Source organism: Marinicauda pacifica (assembly GCF_004793635.1).
Lineage (GTDB): Bacteria > Pseudomonadota > Alphaproteobacteria > Caulobacterales > Maricaulaceae > Marinicauda > Marinicauda pacifica.
This window is the reverse complement of record NZ_SRXV01000002.1, coordinates 663,513-679,668: the sequence shown is the minus strand read 5'-3', so window position 1 is coordinate 679,668 and position 16,156 is coordinate 663,513. Positions and strand designations below refer to the sequence as shown.

18 protein-coding genes and 1 tRNA gene are annotated in these 16,156 nt (G+C 66.7%); 8 read left to right on the top strand and 11 right to left on the bottom strand.

Going from position 1 to position 16,156, the window contains the following annotated elements; translation table 11 throughout:
- Positions 1-79: 79 nt before the first annotated feature.
- Positions 80-943 (bottom strand): bifunctional DNA-formamidopyrimidine glycosylase/DNA-(apurinic or apyrimidinic site) lyase, encoded by an 864-nt coding sequence (gene mutM, locus E5162_RS09495; protein ID WP_135944994.1) that lies wholly within the window; start codon positions 941-943, stop codon positions 80-82.
- 131 nt (positions 944-1,074) lie between these two features.
- On the opposite strand from mutM, the gene E5162_RS09490 reads away from it, so the two are divergent.
- A complete protein-coding gene (locus tag E5162_RS09490) occupies positions 1,075-1,857 on the top strand; it encodes a class I SAM-dependent methyltransferase (protein WP_135944993.1) in 783 nt (260 codons plus the stop codon).
- Here the strand turns inward: E5162_RS09490 and E5162_RS09485 are convergent.
- The 7 genes from E5162_RS09485 to tsaD all read right to left on the bottom strand — a co-directional run bounded on the left by E5162_RS09485 (position 1,854) and on the right by tsaD (position 7,119).
- Positions 1,854-2,240 (bottom strand): DUF302 domain-containing protein, encoded by a 387-nt coding sequence (locus E5162_RS09485; protein ID WP_135944992.1) that lies wholly within the window; start codon positions 2,238-2,240, stop codon positions 1,854-1,856. The two genes, E5162_RS09490 and E5162_RS09485, sit on opposite strands and share 4 nt — an antisense overlap.
- Positions 2,241-2,288: 48 nt before the next feature.
- On the bottom strand, positions 2,289-3,275 hold the full coding sequence (locus tag E5162_RS09480; RefSeq protein ID WP_233342079.1) for an alpha/beta fold hydrolase: 987 nt from the start codon (positions 3,273-3,275) through the stop codon (positions 2,289-2,291).
- Positions 3,272-4,213 (bottom strand): EamA family transporter RarD, encoded by a 942-nt coding sequence (gene rarD / locus E5162_RS09475; RefSeq protein ID WP_135944991.1) that lies wholly within the window; start codon positions 4,211-4,213, stop codon positions 3,272-3,274. The genes E5162_RS09480 and rarD overlap by 4 nt, the downstream gene beginning before the upstream one ends.
- 73 nt (positions 4,214-4,286) lie before the next feature.
- The gene (locus E5162_RS09470; RefSeq protein ID WP_135944990.1) at positions 4,287-4,622 is read right to left on the bottom strand and encodes a Rieske (2Fe-2S) protein; all 336 of its coding nucleotides are present in this window, start codon (positions 4,620-4,622) and stop codon (positions 4,287-4,289) included.
- A complete protein-coding gene (locus E5162_RS09465; RefSeq protein ID WP_135944989.1) occupies positions 4,619-4,924 on the bottom strand; it encodes a YciI family protein in 306 nt (101 codons plus the stop codon). The genes E5162_RS09470 and E5162_RS09465 overlap by 4 nt, the downstream gene beginning before the upstream one ends.
- A 9-nt stretch (positions 4,925-4,933) precedes the next feature.
- Positions 4,934-5,935, bottom strand: coding sequence for an NAD(P)H-dependent glycerol-3-phosphate dehydrogenase (locus E5162_RS09460; RefSeq protein WP_135944988.1), 1,002 nt, complete (start codon positions 5,933-5,935; stop codon positions 4,934-4,936).
- A gap of 38 nt (positions 5,936-5,973) precedes the next feature.
- Positions 5,974-7,119, bottom strand: coding sequence for a tRNA (adenosine(37)-N6)-threonylcarbamoyltransferase complex transferase subunit TsaD (gene tsaD / locus E5162_RS09455; RefSeq protein WP_135944987.1), 1,146 nt, complete (start codon positions 7,117-7,119; stop codon positions 5,974-5,976).
- Positions 7,120-7,194: 75 nt separating this feature from the next.
- On the opposite strand from tsaD, the gene hemC reads away from it, so the two are divergent.
- The 7 genes from hemC (at position 7,195) to E5162_RS09420 (ending at position 13,328) form a co-directional block, all read left to right on the top strand.
- A complete protein-coding gene (hemC, locus tag E5162_RS09450; RefSeq protein ID WP_135944986.1) occupies positions 7,195-8,163 on the top strand; it encodes a hydroxymethylbilane synthase in 969 nt (322 codons plus the stop codon).
- Positions 8,153-8,875: a uroporphyrinogen-III synthase gene (locus E5162_RS09445; protein WP_135944985.1), complete on the top strand. Its 723-nt coding sequence runs from the start codon at positions 8,153-8,155 to the stop codon at positions 8,873-8,875. Before hemC ends, E5162_RS09445 begins: the two co-directional genes overlap by 11 nt.
- A 69-nt stretch (positions 8,876-8,944) precedes the next feature.
- The gene (locus E5162_RS09440; protein WP_135944984.1) at positions 8,945-10,288 is read left to right on the top strand and encodes a COG4223 family protein; all 1,344 of its coding nucleotides are present in this window, start codon (positions 8,945-8,947) and stop codon (positions 10,286-10,288) included.
- Positions 10,285-11,841, top strand: a complete 1,557-nt coding sequence (locus tag E5162_RS09435) for a heme biosynthesis protein HemY (RefSeq protein ID WP_135944983.1) — start codon at positions 10,285-10,287, stop codon at positions 11,839-11,841. The genes E5162_RS09440 and E5162_RS09435 overlap by 4 nt, the downstream gene beginning before the upstream one ends.
- Positions 11,842-11,849: 8 nt before the next feature.
- Positions 11,850-12,572 carry a uridine kinase gene (gene udk / locus E5162_RS09430; protein ID WP_135944982.1) on the top strand — a complete coding sequence of 241 codons (723 nt, stop codon included), beginning with the start codon at positions 11,850-11,852 and terminating at the stop codon, positions 12,570-12,572.
- Between the two features lie 42 nt (positions 12,573-12,614).
- Positions 12,615-12,690: transfer RNA gene (locus tag E5162_RS09425), tRNA-Thr, on the top strand.
- A 149-nt stretch (positions 12,691-12,839) separates the two neighbouring features.
- Entirely contained in the window at positions 12,840-13,328 is a 489-nt protein-coding gene (locus E5162_RS09420; protein WP_158291266.1) for a hypothetical protein, read from the top strand.
- A gap of 1,054 nt (positions 13,329-14,382) precedes the next feature.
- Here E5162_RS09420 and E5162_RS09410 read toward each other — a convergent pair.
- From E5162_RS09410 to E5162_RS09400, 3 genes are all read right to left on the bottom strand, one after another.
- Entirely contained in the window at positions 14,383-14,799 is a 417-nt protein-coding gene (locus E5162_RS09410) for a DUF1330 domain-containing protein (protein WP_135944979.1), read from the bottom strand.
- A 91-nt stretch (positions 14,800-14,890) separates the two neighbouring features.
- On the bottom strand, positions 14,891-15,637 hold the full coding sequence (locus E5162_RS09405; protein ID WP_233342078.1) for an SDR family NAD(P)-dependent oxidoreductase: 747 nt from the start codon (positions 15,635-15,637) through the stop codon (positions 14,891-14,893).
- A gap of 48 nt (positions 15,638-15,685) precedes the next feature.
- A complete protein-coding gene (locus E5162_RS09400) occupies positions 15,686-16,093 on the bottom strand; it encodes a DNA-binding transcriptional response regulator (protein WP_135944977.1) in 408 nt (135 codons plus the stop codon).
- Between the last annotated feature and the right edge of the window lie 63 nt (positions 16,094-16,156).

The following is a 16,156-nucleotide window of genomic DNA, read 5'->3' as shown; positions in this document are numbered from 1 at the left end:
GGCTTAACTCCTTGACCAACAACCTACTCCATCACCTCCGGTATGTAAAGTGCATAATGTCCAGCACCCTTGACTAAGATCATCGTTGGCACTCTGGGCAGAAAAATGTCGATCGGCCCGACTGGACGAGGCGCTGCACGCTTCCTGCGCAGGTCTCGCGCCTGCAGGGCTCGCCCTCTCGCCCGTAAACGTCGAAGCGATGCTGGAAATATCCCAGCGCCCCGTCGGCGCCGGCAAAGTCGCGCAAGGTCGACCCGCCCGCCTCGATCGCCTCGGCAATGACGGTGCGCACCGCCGGCGCCAGCCGCTCGGTGCGTGCTCCGGCCACGGAGCTTGCCAGGCGCCGCGGACTGATCCGCGCGCGCCACAGCGCTTCACAGACATAGATATTGCCGAGCCCGGCGACGATTTTCTGATCGAGCAAGGCCGCCTTGACCGGCGTGCGCCGGCCCTTCAGCGCACCGGACAGATACACCGCCTCGAAGGCGTTGGAGTCCGGCTCCGGCCCCAGGCCGGCGAGGAAAGGCTGGGTCGCCTCCTCGCCCGTGGCAAACAGCGTCATGAATCCGAACCGGCGCGGATCGTTATAGGTCACGGTCACACCGCCCTCGAGCGTGAAGACGACATGGTCGTGCGCCGGATTGGCACCGGGCGCGTAGACGAAGTCGCCGGGCTGCTGCGCGATGCTCTCGGCCTCCACGGTAAAGCGTCCGCTCATGCCCAGATGCATCAGCAGCGTCTCGCCTGAATCCAGCCGGGCCAGCAGGTATTTCGCGCGCCGGTCGAGGCGGTCGATGCGCGCGCCGGTCAGCCGCTCGGCAAAGCGTTCGGGAAAGGGAAAACGCAGGTCTGGCCGCCGGTGAAGGGCGGACACGATGCGCCGTCCCTCCATGGCCGGGCGCAGACCCCGGCGGACGGTTTCGACTTCGGGCAGCTCTGGCATGGCGTTTCCTGGATCGGAGGCATTAGCCCGGGATGTAGCGGCGCGCGGGCCTGACCGCCAGTCCGGGCGCGGCCCTTTCGCGCAGGGTTTCAGGCTGGCAAGCCTGCGCACGGGCGGCTATGTAGTCAGGCATGACCGACACGTTCCAGACTTCCCGATCCGACGACACGGCTTCCTTCGGTTTCAAGGAAGTACCCCGCACCCAGAAGCAATCGCTGGTACGCGGCGTCTTCGACCGGTCGGCGCGCCGCTACGACCTCATGAACGATGTGATGAGTCTCGGCATTCACCGGGCCTGGAAGGACATGACGATCACCCGGGCCAATCCGCGTCCGGGCGAGGTGTTGATCGATGTTGCGGGCGGGACCGGCGATCTGGCGCGCGCCTTCGTCGACCGCGCGGAAGAACGCCGCGCGCGCAATGGCGGCGATCCGGCCCGCGCCGTTGTGGCCGACATCAATTACGAAATGCTCGAGGCCGGGCGCAAGCGCGGTGAGGACGAGCGGCTAAGCTGGGCCTGCGTCAACGCCGAATGCCTGCCCTTCGGCGACGCGACCGCCGATTGCGTGATGATCGGCTTCGGCATCCGCAATGTGACCGACCGGGCCAGGGCGCTGGCCGACATGCACCGCGTGCTGAAACCGGGCGGGCGTTTCCTCTGCCTGGAGTTTTCCCACCCGACTACGCGCGCCCTGTCGCGGGTCTATGATGCGTGGTCGTTCAACGCGATCCCGCGGCTCGGCCAGCTCATCGCGAAAGACCGCGACAGCTACCAGTATCTGGTGGAATCCATCCGCCGCTTCCCCAACCAGGACGCCTTCAAGCGCGAGGTGGAGGAAGCCGGTTTCAAGAACGTCTCGGTGACCAATTTCTCCGGCGGCATCGCCGCGTTGCATACCGGCTGGAAGATTTAGGCGGCCTCGACGGCGCGTCTGAGGCGGTCACGCACACTCGCCGCGATCGAGCTGAGCGCATCATTGCCGACCGCCTGCATGGATTCGACCGGGTCGATCGCCGCAATCTCCACGCCGTTGTCCGTCTTCTGTACAATGACATTGCACGGCAGCATGGTGCCGATCTTGTCCTCGGCCTGCAGCGCCTTGTGAGCAAATTCCGGATTGCAGGCCCCGAGAATAAGATAGGGCCGGAAGTCCGCGTCGAGCTTCTTTTTCAGGGTTTCGGCGACATCGATGCGGCTGAGCACACCGAAGCCTTCGTCGGAGAGGGCTGCGGTAATGCGCTCCTCCGCCTCCGCAATCTCGTCGGTATCGAGCGTGCGGGCGACATAATAGGCCATGGCCGTATCCTCTTTGACTAAGTGCTGAGGAAATGCGTCCGGCGAAGCTTACGTTCCCCGCCGAGCCGGAAAGCGCCGTCCGAGCCAGCTTAGCAGGTGGGCGGTGAGCATCTCGGGCTCCTCATACTGCATCCAGTGGCCGCTCTCCGGCACGATGTCGAGATCGAGATCGCGGCACAGGACGGGCATGAACTGGGTCAGCTTGGGCGGCAGCATGAAGTCGCATTCGGCGGCAATCATGCGGCAGGGCATGGCGAGGCGGTGATCGACCCCGCCCATGCGTTCCCAGTTCGCATCGAAATTGCGATACCAGTTGAAGCCGCCGCGAAATCCGCTGTGCTTGTAGGCGTCGACATAGCGCGCGCGGATATCGGGCGGCACGACGCAGTCCTCCCCGCTTTTCAGTCCGCCGCGTTCCAGCCAGGTCTCGAACCGCTTGGGCAGATGACTGACCGAGGGGGGAAGCTTGTCCAGATCGCCGCTCGGCGGAGGCGGCTGGAAGATGAATTCGAAGAATTCCTTCTCGCGGCCGACCCAGAAATCGTCGAACGCCTCGTCCTGCATGCGGATGATGTAGTGCTCGTCCCCGGCGCGCTCGCGGAAGACCTCGGTCGGCGGTGCCGCGCCGCGGGGCAGGTGCGGCGTGCACACGCCTACCGCGCCCAGAAACCGTTCCGGCACCAGGCAAGCGGCCTGCCACATCAGGATGCCCCCCCAGTCATGGCCGACGATGACCGCCTTTTCCAGATCAAGCGCGTCGAGCAGCCCGGTGACGTCGCCGACCAGACGATCGAGCCCGTACGCCTCGACCTCATGGGGCGCATCGGACTGGCCGAAGCCGCGATTATCCGGCGCGATGACGCGATACCCGGCTTCGCTCAGATCCTCGATCTGCTGCGCCCAGGACAGGGCCAGTTCCGGCCAGCCATGCAGGAGAAGAACCGGAACGCCGTCCGATGGCCCGGCTTCGTGAACGGACAAGTTCACCTCGCCCACATCGATCCGGCGGGCGGGCGGCATGTCTGGATGGGTCATCGGGCTTTCTCGCGGCGTTGCTTGCGGGAGAAGTTTAGAAGATCGATGACGAAGACGGCCAGCCCAGCCCAGATCAGCACGAAGGTGATCAGGTAGAGTGGGCTGAATGGCTCACCGGTTGCGAGCCCGATCGCAAATTGCAGGCTCGGCGCGATGAATTGCAGCACGCCGAGCGTGGCAAAGTGCAGCCCGCGCGCGCCGATCACGAAGAGCAGAAGCGGGGCGACGGTCATCGGCCCGGTCATGATCAGTCCGAGCGCCTGCCAGGGGCCGTCCAGGAAATGGCCCGCGCTGGAGGTCTCCAGAAAGCTCAGCGCGACGATGGAGGGTATGGCGATGATCACCGTCTCCCAGAACAGGCCTATGCGCCCGTCCGTCGTGATCGTCTTGCGCAGATAGCCGTAGAGCGTGAAGGTCCCGGCCAGGAAAAGCGCCATGACCGGCACGGCGCCCACAATCAGGATCTGGTTGAGCACGCCGAGGGCCGCCAGACCCACCGCGACGCCGCGGAGCGCGCCGAAGCGCTCGCGCGCGATGAAGACGCCGACAGCGACATTCATCAGCGGGTTGATGAAATAGCCCAGCGAGACTTCCAGCACCTGGCCGGAATTGATCGCGAAGATGAAGATCCACCAATTGGCCCCAATCAGCAGGGCAGTGGCGACAAGGGTGGCCATGGCGCGCCGGTCGGCGAGCAGGCGCATCGCCGCGCCGAAGCGCTTTCCCATGACCAGAAGAAGCGCAAGGAACGGCACCGACCAGAAGGCGCGATGGAGCACGATCTCGGTCGCCCCGGCATAGCTGATCAGCTTGTAGAACAGGGCCGAAAGGCCCCAGATGAGATAGCCGGAAAAGGCTGCCGCGCCGGCGCGGACCGGATCGAGGCGTCCCGGTTCGGGCGGGCCGCTCTGGGCGGGGGCGGAACGTTGAGGTGCCATGCCTCCCGCTTACTCCGCGCCGCGCCCGGCGTCATGTCCAAAAACTGCACTCGCCCGCTGCGTGCAAACTGGGCTAACGCGCGCGCACCTCGCCCTCGATCACCTCGATCGCGACCGGCTTGAGCCGGGACTTGCCGGCCGGGCCGCCGGCGCAGGCCCCGGTGCCGAGCTCGAAGCTCGCCCCGTGGAAGGGACAGATGACATAGCGTCCCTCGCTCACCAGCGTCTTGCCCGAGGGCAGGCTCAACGGACGCCCGGCATGCGGACACACATTCACATAGGCGCGCACCGTATCGCCGGACCGCAGGACGATAATCGGCAGGGCGTCGTAATCGGCCGGCGCGCCGCCGGGGTCGGGAATCTCGTCCAGACGTTTGAGGACGGTGCCGGGGGCCGGCTCGCCGCTCATCGGGCCGGACCGCCAAGATCTGCGGGGGGTTTGACCGTCCACTTGAAGGGGGCATAGGTCACCTGCGCGAACAGACCGGCCTGCGCGTAGGGGTCGTCCTTCATGAAGGCTTCGAGCGAGGGCCCGCTCTCGGCTTCGACCACGAGCAGGGACCCGACCGGGTCTCCGGCCTCGTCCAGCAGCGGTCCGGCCATCTTGACCGGGCTGTCTTTCGTGTTGGCCCATTCCAGATGGGCCTCCCGGTTCTCCTGGCGCAGGGCCAGATGGCCGGGGCGGTCCTGACAGGTGACGACAAACAGCATGCGGATTCCTCAGGCGTTCTCGCTGGTAAAGGGGCGGGAGAGCAGGGCGGCGATGGCTTCGTCAACCGTGCCTGCGCCGGAGACGACGGAGTTGACGGCTTCGCAGATCGGCATTTCCACGCCGTGCCGGCGGGCAAGCGCGACCACGGCCGGGGCGCTGGCGACGCCCTCGGTCACCGAATTGCGCTGGACCATGATGGTTTCAAGGCTCTCGCCGCGCCCGAGCGCCAGCCCGCAGGACATGTTACGCGATTGCGGCGAGGAGCAGGTCAGGATGAGATCGCCCAGGCCGCACAGTCCGGCCAGGGTCTCGGCTTTCCCGCCGAGCGCCACGCCCAGCCGCGTCATTTCCGCAAAGCCGCGCGAGATCAGCGCCGCATGGGCCGACCGGCCCAGCGCCTTGCCGTCCACGATGCCGGCCGCGATGGCCAGGACGTTCTTGACCGCGCCGCCCACCTCGGCGCCGATCACGTCGGGCGCGTAGTAGGGCCGGAAGCTGGCCGATCCGATCGTGGCGATGATGTCCTCTCCCAGACCCCGGTCGGCGCACGCCAGCGTGACGGCGGTGGGAAGCCCGCGTGCGACATCGGCCGCAAAGGACGGTCCCGACAACACGGCCGAGCGGGCATTGGGAATGGTTTCGGCGAGCACTTCGCTCATCAGCTTCAGCGAGCCCTGCTCGATGCCTTTCGAACACAGGACGAGTGGGGAGCCGACGCGGAGATGGCAGGCGAAATCCTTCAGCGTCGCGCGCATGTGCTGGGCGGGCGTCACGATCAGCACCATCTCGGCGCTGGCCAGCTCGCCGAGATCGGACGTTGCGTGGATTGCAGGATCCAGCGCGACACCGGGCAGGAAGAGCGAATTCTCGCAGCGGTCGTTTATGGACTGGACAACCTCGGTCTCGCGCGCCCAGATCGTCACCTGGGGGCCGGTCTTGGCCACGGTCTGGGCCAGGGCCGTGCCCCACGCGCCGCCGCCGATGACCCCAATCTTGTGAAACGTGTTCATCCCGCCCTCGTCCCCTGGAGTTCTTGCCGTCCTGGCCTCTAGGCCTTCGGTCCCTTGCGCCCCGCGCCGCTCGCCGGGTTGGCGGCGGCCGAGGTCTCGTCCAGCGGCCAGCGCGCCCGTGCGGGCGCATCCAGGCCGTCGATCCGGCCCAGCACGAAGCGTTCCGCGCCGGCCAGGGCGATCATGGCCGCGTTGTCGGTGCAATATTTCAACGGCGGCGCTATCAGGGTAAAGCCTTTTGAACCGGCCATAAGTTCCAGCGCGTCGCGGACGGCGCCGTTCGCGGCGACGCCGCCGGCGACGACGAGGGTCAGCCCTTTCGCGTTTTCGCCGGCTGAGTCAGCAAAGATGTCCATGGCCCGCCCGGCGCGTTCGGCCAGGTGCCGCGCGATTTCGCGCTGGACCCCGGCAGCCAGATCGGCCTTGTCGGCCTGCGTCGGCGTCTCAAGACTGTCGAAGGCGCGCTTGGCCGCGGTCTTCAGGCCTGCGAAGGAGAAGTCGCAGCCCCTGTCGCGCGACAGCATGCGCGGAAGCGCGAAGCGCTGGGGGTCGGTCGAGGTCCTGGCCAGGGCCTCGACGGCCGGGCCGCCGGGGAAACCGAGCCCCATCACCTTGGCAGTCTTGTCGAACGCCTCTCCGGCTGCATCGTCGATCGTGGACCCCATCCGCGTCATCTCGCCCACGCCGTCGACCCGGACCAGCTGGGTATGGCCGCCCGAGACCAGGAGCAGCAGATAGGGAAACTCAACCGTGTGGGTGAGCCGGGCCGACAGGGCGTGGCCTTCGAGATGATTGACCGCGATGAGCGGCTTGTCGGCGCCGAGCGCCAGGCCCTTGGCCGTCATCAGCGCGGCCATCACCCCGCCGATCAGTCCCGGGCCCGAGGTTGCCGCGATCGCGTCCATGTCGGCCAGCGTCAGCCCGGCCTCGGCCAGAACGCCGGCAGCAAGCGTATCCATGCGCTCGGCGTGGGCCCGCGCAGCAATCTCCGGCACCACGCCGCCGAACGGGGCATGCTCTGAATTCTGGCCGATCACGGCGTCGGCCAGGATATCGACACTGCCGTCGCCATGACGGCGCACGATCGCCGCCGCGCTGTCATCGCAGCTGGATTCCAGACCCAGCACGGTCACCGTGCGGCCATCGCGCGCTTGCGCGTCTCGGGTGTCGTGGTTTAACGCCATCACCAAAGCTGGTTAGCGCTGCTTGATCCGGCTGACAACGCCACCTGCCACTCGCCTCACGCCCAGGAGCCCGCCTTGGCCCTCAAACCGCAAATCATCGCGACCCGGACGTCGCCGCTCGCCTTGGCCCAGGCGCGCATGCTGCAGAGCCAGCTGGCCAAGGCGAACGGCGCCAGCGACCCCGATGCGGCCTTCCCGATCCTGGGCCTGACCACGACCGGCGACCGGATCACCGACCGCGCCCTATTGGCGGCTGGTGGCAAGGGCCTGTTCACCAAGGAGCTGGAGATTGCCCTGCAGGGCAAGGAAGCGAGCTTCGCGGTGCATTCCATGAAGGACGTGCCGACCCGGCTGCCGGACGGGATGGAGATTGCGTGCATTCTCGAACGCGAGGACCCGCGCGATGTGCTGCTGACCGAAACCGGGGCGGCCCGCGTGATGGACCTGCCGCAGGGCGCGGTGCTCGGCACAGCCTCGATCCGGCGCCAGGCCCAGGCGCTGACCCTGCGTCCCGACCTGAAGATCGTGCTCCTGCGCGGCAATGTGGACACGCGCCTGGCCAAGGTGCGCAGCGGCGAGATCGACGCGACTTTCCTGGCGTTGGCCGGGCTGAAGCGCCTCGGACGCGAGGAAGCGAGCCGGCCTGCGGTGGAGCTGCACGAGATGCTGCCTGCCCCGGCGCAGGGCGCGATCGGCATCGAGATCCGCAGCGATGACGGCGCGGCGCGCGAGGCGCTGGCTGCGCTCGACCATGCGGAGTCCCATATCTGCGTCCTGGCCGAACGCGCAGTGCTGGCAGCCCTGGACGGCTCTTGCCGGACGCCGATTGCCGCCCATGCCAGCTTGCGCCACGGCACGCTCTCCCTCGCCGGCGAGGTGCTGAGCCCGGACGGGACGCATCGCTGGGCGCAGTCGGTGACGCTACCGCTGGAGGGCGATCCGCGTGCAGCCGCAGCCGAAATCGGCACGCGCCTGGGCGAGGCGGTGCGCCAGAGCGGGGGCGAAGCGCTGGAAGCAGCCCTGGCGTCGGTCGATGAGCACTGAGCGGATTCTCATCACCCGGACCGAACCCGGCGCGAGTAAAACTGCAAATCTCGCTACTCAACGCGGCTATTCTCCCGTTGTTTCGCCATTGGCGCGCGTCGAAATGCTGCATGCAGACGTGTCTCTGGATGCAATTGACGCCGTCGCGCTGACCAGCCCGAACGGGGCCCGCGCGTTCGCGCGTCTAACGCCCGAGCGGAGCCTCCCCGTGCTGGCCGTCGGGGGCGCCACGGCCGAGGCGGCGCGCGAGGCGGGCTTTACAGAGATCACCGACGCGGACTCCGATGCGGCGGGCCTCGCGCAGCTGATAAGTGATCGGATGATGCCGGGGACACGCATCCTCCATGCCCGGGGAGAAATCGTGGCGCGTGACCTGTCCGGCCTGCTGGCCGGGCACGGCATTCTGGTCCTGCCCCTGATCGTGTACCGGACCCACGCGGTTTCGAGTTTCACCGAGCCGGCGCGCGCCGCCCTGCAGCAGGGTCCGGTCATCGCGGCCGTGCATTCGCCGGGCGGTGCGAGCCGGCTTGTCGCGGCGCTGGAGGCCCTCGGCGGTATCCCGGCGGGACTCTTCGCCGCAGCGATAAGTCCCGCCGCGGCGGAACCCCTGCGCGCGGCAGGCATTGCGCCGGTAGAGATTGCAGACGCGCCGACCGATGCCGGGCTTCTGGACGCGGCCGACCGGCTGGGCGGCGAGCCAGAGGGCCAGTAGCGTTCAGCGCCGACGCGGCCTAGACTCACAGCCGATTTTCAGATCAGCCCGACAGCGACGAGGACGTCCATGGCCGGCCCCGACGACAAAGACACCCAATCCGGCGAGCCCGAGCCGGTCGACGCCGAGTTCGAGCCGGTCGACCGCGAGGATGACGCGAAGGCCAAGCGTGAAAAGCGCGGCGGGCCGGGCTGGTTCGCCCTTGTGGTCCTGGTACTGCTGACGGCCCTTATCGCGGCGGCGGTGACCTGGGCGCTGACGCGCTATGCCGTGCCGCGCCTGGAAGAGCAAAGCGTGGGCGCTCTTGAGGCCCGCATCGCCGAGCTGGAAGCGCGCGATCCGGCGGCCGGGGCGGTGTCTGCCGAGACCTTCGAGGCCCTTGAGGCGCGGGTCGAGGCCCTGAGCGGGCTGGAGCCACAGGTCGAAGAGATTGCGGCATCGGTATCGGGGCTGGAGGACAGGATCGAGGTGCTGGGACGCCGCGCCGCCTCCTCGCAGAGTGATGACGGAGGCACCCAGCCCGGAGGCGGCATCGATCCCGATGCGCTCGACGCCTTGCGCGAGCAGGTCGCAGGACTGGCTGAGCGCACCGAGAACGCCCTGGCTGCCGCAAGTACGGCGCAAGATGATGTCGAGGATCTGCGCGGCCAAGTCTCGCAAGACTCCGCGCCCGCCGCCAATCTGCAAGCCGTCGAGGATATTCAGGACCGCCTCGCCGCGCTGGAAACCCGCGTCGGCGAGCTGCGCGACAGCCTGGCCGGCGAGGACGAGCGCCTCGGCGAGCGTGTCGACACGGTGCGCGAGGGCCTGTCCGGCCTGGAATCGGACCTGTCGGCTCTCGACGCGCGCATCGAGGAGGCCGCCGAACTGGCCCGGTCGGCCCAGACCGGCCCGGGCAGCGATAACGACGCGCTGCGTACGCTTTCGGCGCGGGCGCTGGGACTGGCCGCGCTTTCCGATGCGGCCTCGCGTGCGCAGCCCTTTGAGGCGGAACGCGCCGCGCTGGCGCGCGTCTGGCCGGGCAATCGCGATCTCTCCGCGCTGGAATCGGTCGCCCGCTCCGGCGCGCCGACCCGCACGGGTCTGGCCGAGCGCTTCCCCGTCGAGGCCATTCGCGACGCGGCCGGCACGCGCCGGACCCTGTTCGGCCTGGTTGAGGTGCAGGGGCCGGAAGCCAGTGCCGCAGAGGGCGAAGAGAGCCCGCGCGAGCTTGTGAACCGGGCCGAGTCCCGCCTGGCGCGGGACGATCTTTCCGGCGCGGCCGATGCGGTGTCCAGCCTGCAGGGCGCGCCCGGCGAAGCGGCGGCCGACTGGCTGCGCGGCGCGCGTGCACGCCTGGAGATCGAGACGCGGCTGGACGCCCTGCGCACCCAATTGAGTGAAGCGGCTGCTGAAAACGAGGCCCGCCCATGATCCGCCTGATCATCACGATTGCCCTGTGCGTGCTGACCGCCATCGCCGCGGTCTGGCTGACGCTCAATCCGGGCACCGCCAATTTCGAATTCCTCGGCTGGCAGGCCCAGACCAGCTTTGCGCTGGCCATGGGCATCCTGCTGATCGCGACCTTCCTTCTGGTCGTTGTGTGGTGGCTGGTGGTGAAGATCTGGACCGCGCCGGACAGCTTCCGCAAATTCCAGCTGCGCCGCCGCCGCGAAAGCGGCTTCGATGCGCTGGAGCGCGCGCTCATCGCCTCGGCGGCCGGCCAGGGCGAGCTGGCCGTGCGCCAGGCCGCGCGCGCCGACGCCCTGCTCGACCGCCCCGCCCTGTCGCGCCTGCTGGCGGCCCGCGCGGCGGAATCGGCGGGCGATCTGGAAGGCGCACAGCGCCATTACGAACTGATGCTGGAGGATTCGCGCACCCGCCTGGTCGCGCGCCGGGGCCTGGCCTCGATCGCCGAGGCGCGCGGCGACCACCAGCTGGCCATCACCCATGCCAGCGAGGCGTTCGACGAGTCCCGCACGCGCTGGGCCTTCGACTCCCTGTTCAATGCCCAGGTCGCCGAAGGGCGCTGGGAAGCGGCGCGCAAGACGCTGACCGAGGCGGAAAAGCGCAAGGATATCGCGCCCGACCGCGCCGCGCGCCGGCGAGCCGTCCTGCTGACCGTGGAGGCGATCGAATGCGGCGAGGCCCAGCCCGACAAGGCGAGCGAACTCGCCGAACGGGCCGCGTCCGCCTCGCCGGGCTTTGCGCCGGCGGCAGCGCTGGCCGCCCGCTTCCTGGCCGCGCGCCGGCGTCACCGCCGCGCCGCAGAGCTGATCGAAACCGCCTGGCAGGCCAATCCGCACCCGGCACTCGCGCGCGTCTATGGCGATCTGCGCAAGTCAGACACCAAGGCCAAGCGGGCCGAGCGCCTGCGCGCCCTGGCCGCGCTCAACCCCGAACACCGCGAGGCGCGCCTGCTCAAGGCCGAAGTGGCGCTGGAAAACCGCAATCTGGAAGCGGCCCGGTTCGCGCTGGCTCCGCTGATGGCCGAGCGGGCCAAGACGGCCCGCCTGTGCGCGCTCGCCTCGCGCCTGGCCCGGCTCGAGGGCGACGAGGAGGCGGCGCGTCGGCTGATGGCGCGCGCGGCCCACGCGCCGGTCGAGGCCAACTGGTCGGACATGGATCAGGACGGGCAGGTCTTCCCCTACGCGCCCGAGGACTGGAAGCGCATGGTGTTTGCCTGGGGCGACGAGGCGCGCCTGATCCACCCGCGCTATGAACGGTTCGAGGATCTCGCCGAGGCTGTACCGGAAACCGCCCTGCTCGAAGCGCCCTCTGCGCGCCGCGCGCCCGACACGCCTTCCGGCCCGCCAGCCACTCCGCCGGCCACTCCGTCGTCCACCCCGCCGGCCGGACCTGCGTCCAACAAGAGCGGGGCTACTGACACCGGGGCGCAATCGGACGAAGACAAGCGGGCCTCGCGCTATTATGAACCGGGCCGCGCCCCGGATGATCCCGGGGTGGACGAGGACGGTCAGACCTAGGGCAGATCATGGCGAAGCGGATTCTGGTGGGCGTGAGCGGCGGCTCGGCCTCGGGCAAGACCGAGGTGGCGCGCGCCACCGCGCGGGCGTTGACGGGCCTGTCCGCGCTGGTCATCGCCGAGGACGATTATTACGGCGATCACGGCTCGAAGCCCGATTTCGACCCGTCCATCTATAATTTCGACCATCCCAAATCGCGCGACCATGCCCTTCTGGCCCGCCAGCTCGGCCAGCTTCGGGCGGGCAAGGCCATAAAGGCGCCGATCTACGATTTCACCATTCACCGGCGCCGCTCCGACACGCGCAGAATCGAGCCGGCCGATGTCATCCTGGTCGAGGGCATCCATCTGTTCTGCACGCCGGATCTGCGCGATGCGTTCGACCTGCGCGTCTATGTCGACGCGCCCGACGATATCCGCCTCTCGCGCCGCCTCCTGCGTGATGTGAACGAGCGCGGGCGTACGGCCCATTCGGTGGTCAACCAGTATCTGGGCACGGTGCGGCCCATGCATCACGAATGGACCCATCCAGGGCGCATCCACGCCGATCTGACCATCCGCAACGATGCCGCGGCGGCGCGTCCGGCCGACCATCTCTCGACATTTTTCGACCGCCTCGCCGAGCCTGCCGTGGCTGAAATCCGGCGCCTGCGCGCGGGCGGAAAACCTCATGCCAGGCCCACCGAAGATCAGCCGCAAACGGCGCTTGCGAGCGGATCGAAGCTCGGTTAGTTTCCGGCGCCTTGAAACGAGGCCGTCACAGGCCCGTCCGGAGCCGCTTTAGCTCAGCTGGTAGAGCAACGCATTCGTAATGCGTAGGTCGCGTGTTCGAGTCACGCAAGCGGCACCATTTTTTTATTGCTTACTGCTTTTCGCCCTTGGGGTATTCCGCGATTTGGAAGCACCCGGTACCCACACTCGTCCAATTCAAAGATGTTTTAGAGTTCCACGAACCGATAGGGCGCTCTAGGCTCCGGTGCGCGTCGGGGAGCCAACAATTTGAAGGCCTTTCACCATCTCACGTCCAATCGAAAGCGCCGAGCCGCCTTAAGTGTGTTCGCGCTCTTGTTTTTGGGCGCCCAATTTTACGTTTGGATGAGCTATTTCGATAGCGGCGCACCCGCGGCCTATTCGTGGGAGCCTTACCAACGCGAAGAAGCCTTTTATCCGGCGGCAACCACCCTGGAAGGGATGGCTGAGTGCATTAGTCGCCACCAGTCCGTTGAAGGCCATCAAAATAATTTGGGTCTTGAGTATCGAGGGCATTTTCTCTGTAATACGATTGGGCTTCCCCCGAGTGAATTCGGTCCCGTCGTAATTTCTTTTAAGAACGAAATTAATGCGGCCTATTCGGCCCGGCTTTACCGCTTTATCGGCCAATCAGTATACTGGGTTGTAATAAGTATCGCGGCGGCCCTCGCTACATTTTTGGCAATCACCTGGGCCCAATGGCTTTGGACCGGTCGGATCAGGGAATCGGGCGACTAGTGCTGGGAGCGAAGAGGAATCCGACTGGATGTTTAGCGCCAGTCGTACCGTCGCGCCGATCAGATCAACAGTAAAACACGGCGCAGTCTTTAAAACACAAAAAACGAGGACACACACCTATTCTCCGCCCCCTCCTTAATAAGGCGATTTTCTTGCTTACGCTCGCCGGCTAGGGTTGCCGCATCGCCCGATGGGCGAGACAGGCCCGGAAACCGGGCCGTCCCGGACGCTCAAACAGGCGGAGAATGGGCGTGTGCCCTGAGTTTTTGCCTCGATAGCATTCTGGCTTGGACAGTCGCCACGGTGATGGCTTTCGCGTTTTCCACTCGACCACGAAAGTGGAGTTGTAAACGGAAGCCTCAAATTTGATGCCGCTACAGGAGAGCTTGTTGGGGGGAGTTTGTCTCGGTCTAGGGGCAGCGTCGGTGCGACAAAAGCCGTCGGTCGCGAACATTCGCGCGCTTGTATAAATCCAAATGGGTGTTGAACATGATCAGAATGCTAGGATTTTTCGCCGTAATTGGAGCCGCAGTTGGAATGATGGTGGCAATGCGGATCCATTTTGCGACAGACAGCGATATCTCCTTAGCCTTAACCGGGGCCTTCTTGGGCATGTTTCTCGTGGGCGGAAATTGGCTTCTCTTTAGTAGCTTTGGCAAAGGCAAGAAGCGGCGCCCTCAAGAAAAAGCGTGATAAACGCGGATACGCACACACGTATTTTCCGCCCCCCTTCTCAATAAGGCGATTTTCTTGCTCGCGCTCGGCGGCTAGGGTTGCCGCATCGCCCGATGGACGAGACAGGCCCGGAAGCCGGGCTGTGCCGGACGCTCAAGCGGGCGGAGAAATGGGCGTGTGCCCCGAGTTTTCCAGAACACGACAGCACGTCCGGCCAGCTCTTGCGGCGCCGCATCTCCGGACCGGGCATCGATCAGCGCGTGGCGATTGTGAATGCAGGGCTTTGCCCTCGCCATGGCTAATCCCGATGACGCCGGACTGGCAGCAAGCCGAACGCCCTTGTCCGATTGTCCGACTGCCGGCTGCCGGCCCGCTCCTCTCACCCGAACTCGCTCAACCCTTCCAGGGGCTTGTGGCGCAGGAGGCGGCTGTCTTCGACGGCGGCCTGGCGGTGGGGGACGGCTTCGTTTTGGTAGACCTCGTCCTTGACCATTTCCAGAAAGGCGTTGGCGCTGGGATAGCGGGCGATGAAGGCGAGGTCCCAGCGTTCGTCGGCCGGGCCGATCAGCAGGAGTTGCGGCCGGCCGCGCCAGATGATCGTGCCGCCGACGCGCGAAAAGATCGGGCCGGACGCCTTGCCATAGGTCTTGTAGGCCTCGAACCCGGTGACGTCGCGCCCGTCGGGATAGGCGGCCTTGTCGCGCAGGCGGATGAGGTTGAGCATCTCGATGGGGTGGTCGCGGTCCAGTCCCTTGAAGGCTTCGAAGGCGTCGCGTTCCGGATCGATATGGCTCATGAGGGGGCTCCCGTCTGACAACTGCTGTGCAAACGCCCAGCGAAGCGGGATTTTGTATCGATGGCAAGGCGGGCGGCGCGATTTTCCCCGCTCAGGGAAGGACTTCCTCGCCGGCCCAGTCGAAGACGCGCCCGCTCTGGCCGGGGTCCAGCCCGTCTATCACGCTGAGCAGGCATCCGGCCGAGTAGTCCGGCGTGAACAGCTTTTCATCGGGCACATTGCCCTGAAACGGCTCTGACAGGCCGGTATCGACGGTGCCGGGGTGCAGGCCGGCAATGACGGCCGTGTCCGATTTGCGCGCCAGCTCGATGGAGAGCGTCTTCAGGATCTGGTTCAGCGCCGCCTTGCTGGCGCGATAGGCGTGCCAGCCGCCGAGCCGGTTGTCGGAGATGGACCCGACGCGGGCCGACAGCGCCGCAAAGACGCTGCGCTCATCGAGCGCCATCGCCTTCAGCGCATGCTTGGCGAGCAGGGCGGGGCCGATGGCGTTGATCCGATAGGCGGTCATCAGGGCGTCACCGTCGAGATGGCGCCAGGTCTTCTCCGGCGAGATGTCTTCGGCGTGCAGGAAGCCGGTCGCGGCAATCACCAGATGGAGCGGGCCGCCCTCGCGCGCGGTGGCGACCGCGTCCTCGATGCTGGTCTCGTCGGTAAGATCCAGGGTGAGGGGGTGGGCCTTCTCGAGGCCGGGGCCTGGATCAGGACCAGTGCCTCGGCGCGAGGCGGCATAGACCGCGGCGCAGCGCGTGTCCTCACACAAGGCGCGAGTCAGCGCGGCGCCGATGCCGCCCGTGCTGCCCACGACGAGGGCGCGGTAATCGGAAGGAAAATGGCTCATCTCTGTCATCGGACAGGAGCTAGAGCGCAGGCCGGTCCGGGAAAGGCCTCAGACCAGAAGCGCACCGCCGACGGCTGCGCGCACATACCCGGCGAGCCGCTGCGTGCGCAGCGGGTCCTTGCCGTGGAAGAACTCGTTCTTGTCCAGCAGGTTGATATGCGGGCCGATCACGTCGCCATCGATAATGGCCGAACCGGTCAGGACCAGCAGGGGCGTCGCACCGGCATGCTGCTCGGCGGTGCGGATCGTGTCTTGGGGATTGACGGAGTCCGGCAGGCGCAGATCGAGAATGACCAGGTCGTAGGGGTTCCGCTCCAGCTTCCAGCGCGCATCGTGCAGCGTGCGCACCACTTCGAGCTCCAGGTCGTCGACACCGGCATCGAAGAGCGAATGCTGAAGCAGCATGGCATCGGCAAAATCGTCTTCGACATGCAGAACTTTAAGTGCAGTTCCCATCGTCCGTCTCCACCCCCGCGAAGGCTGCGGTTATACGGGCAAAGTGATTTACACTCGGTTAAG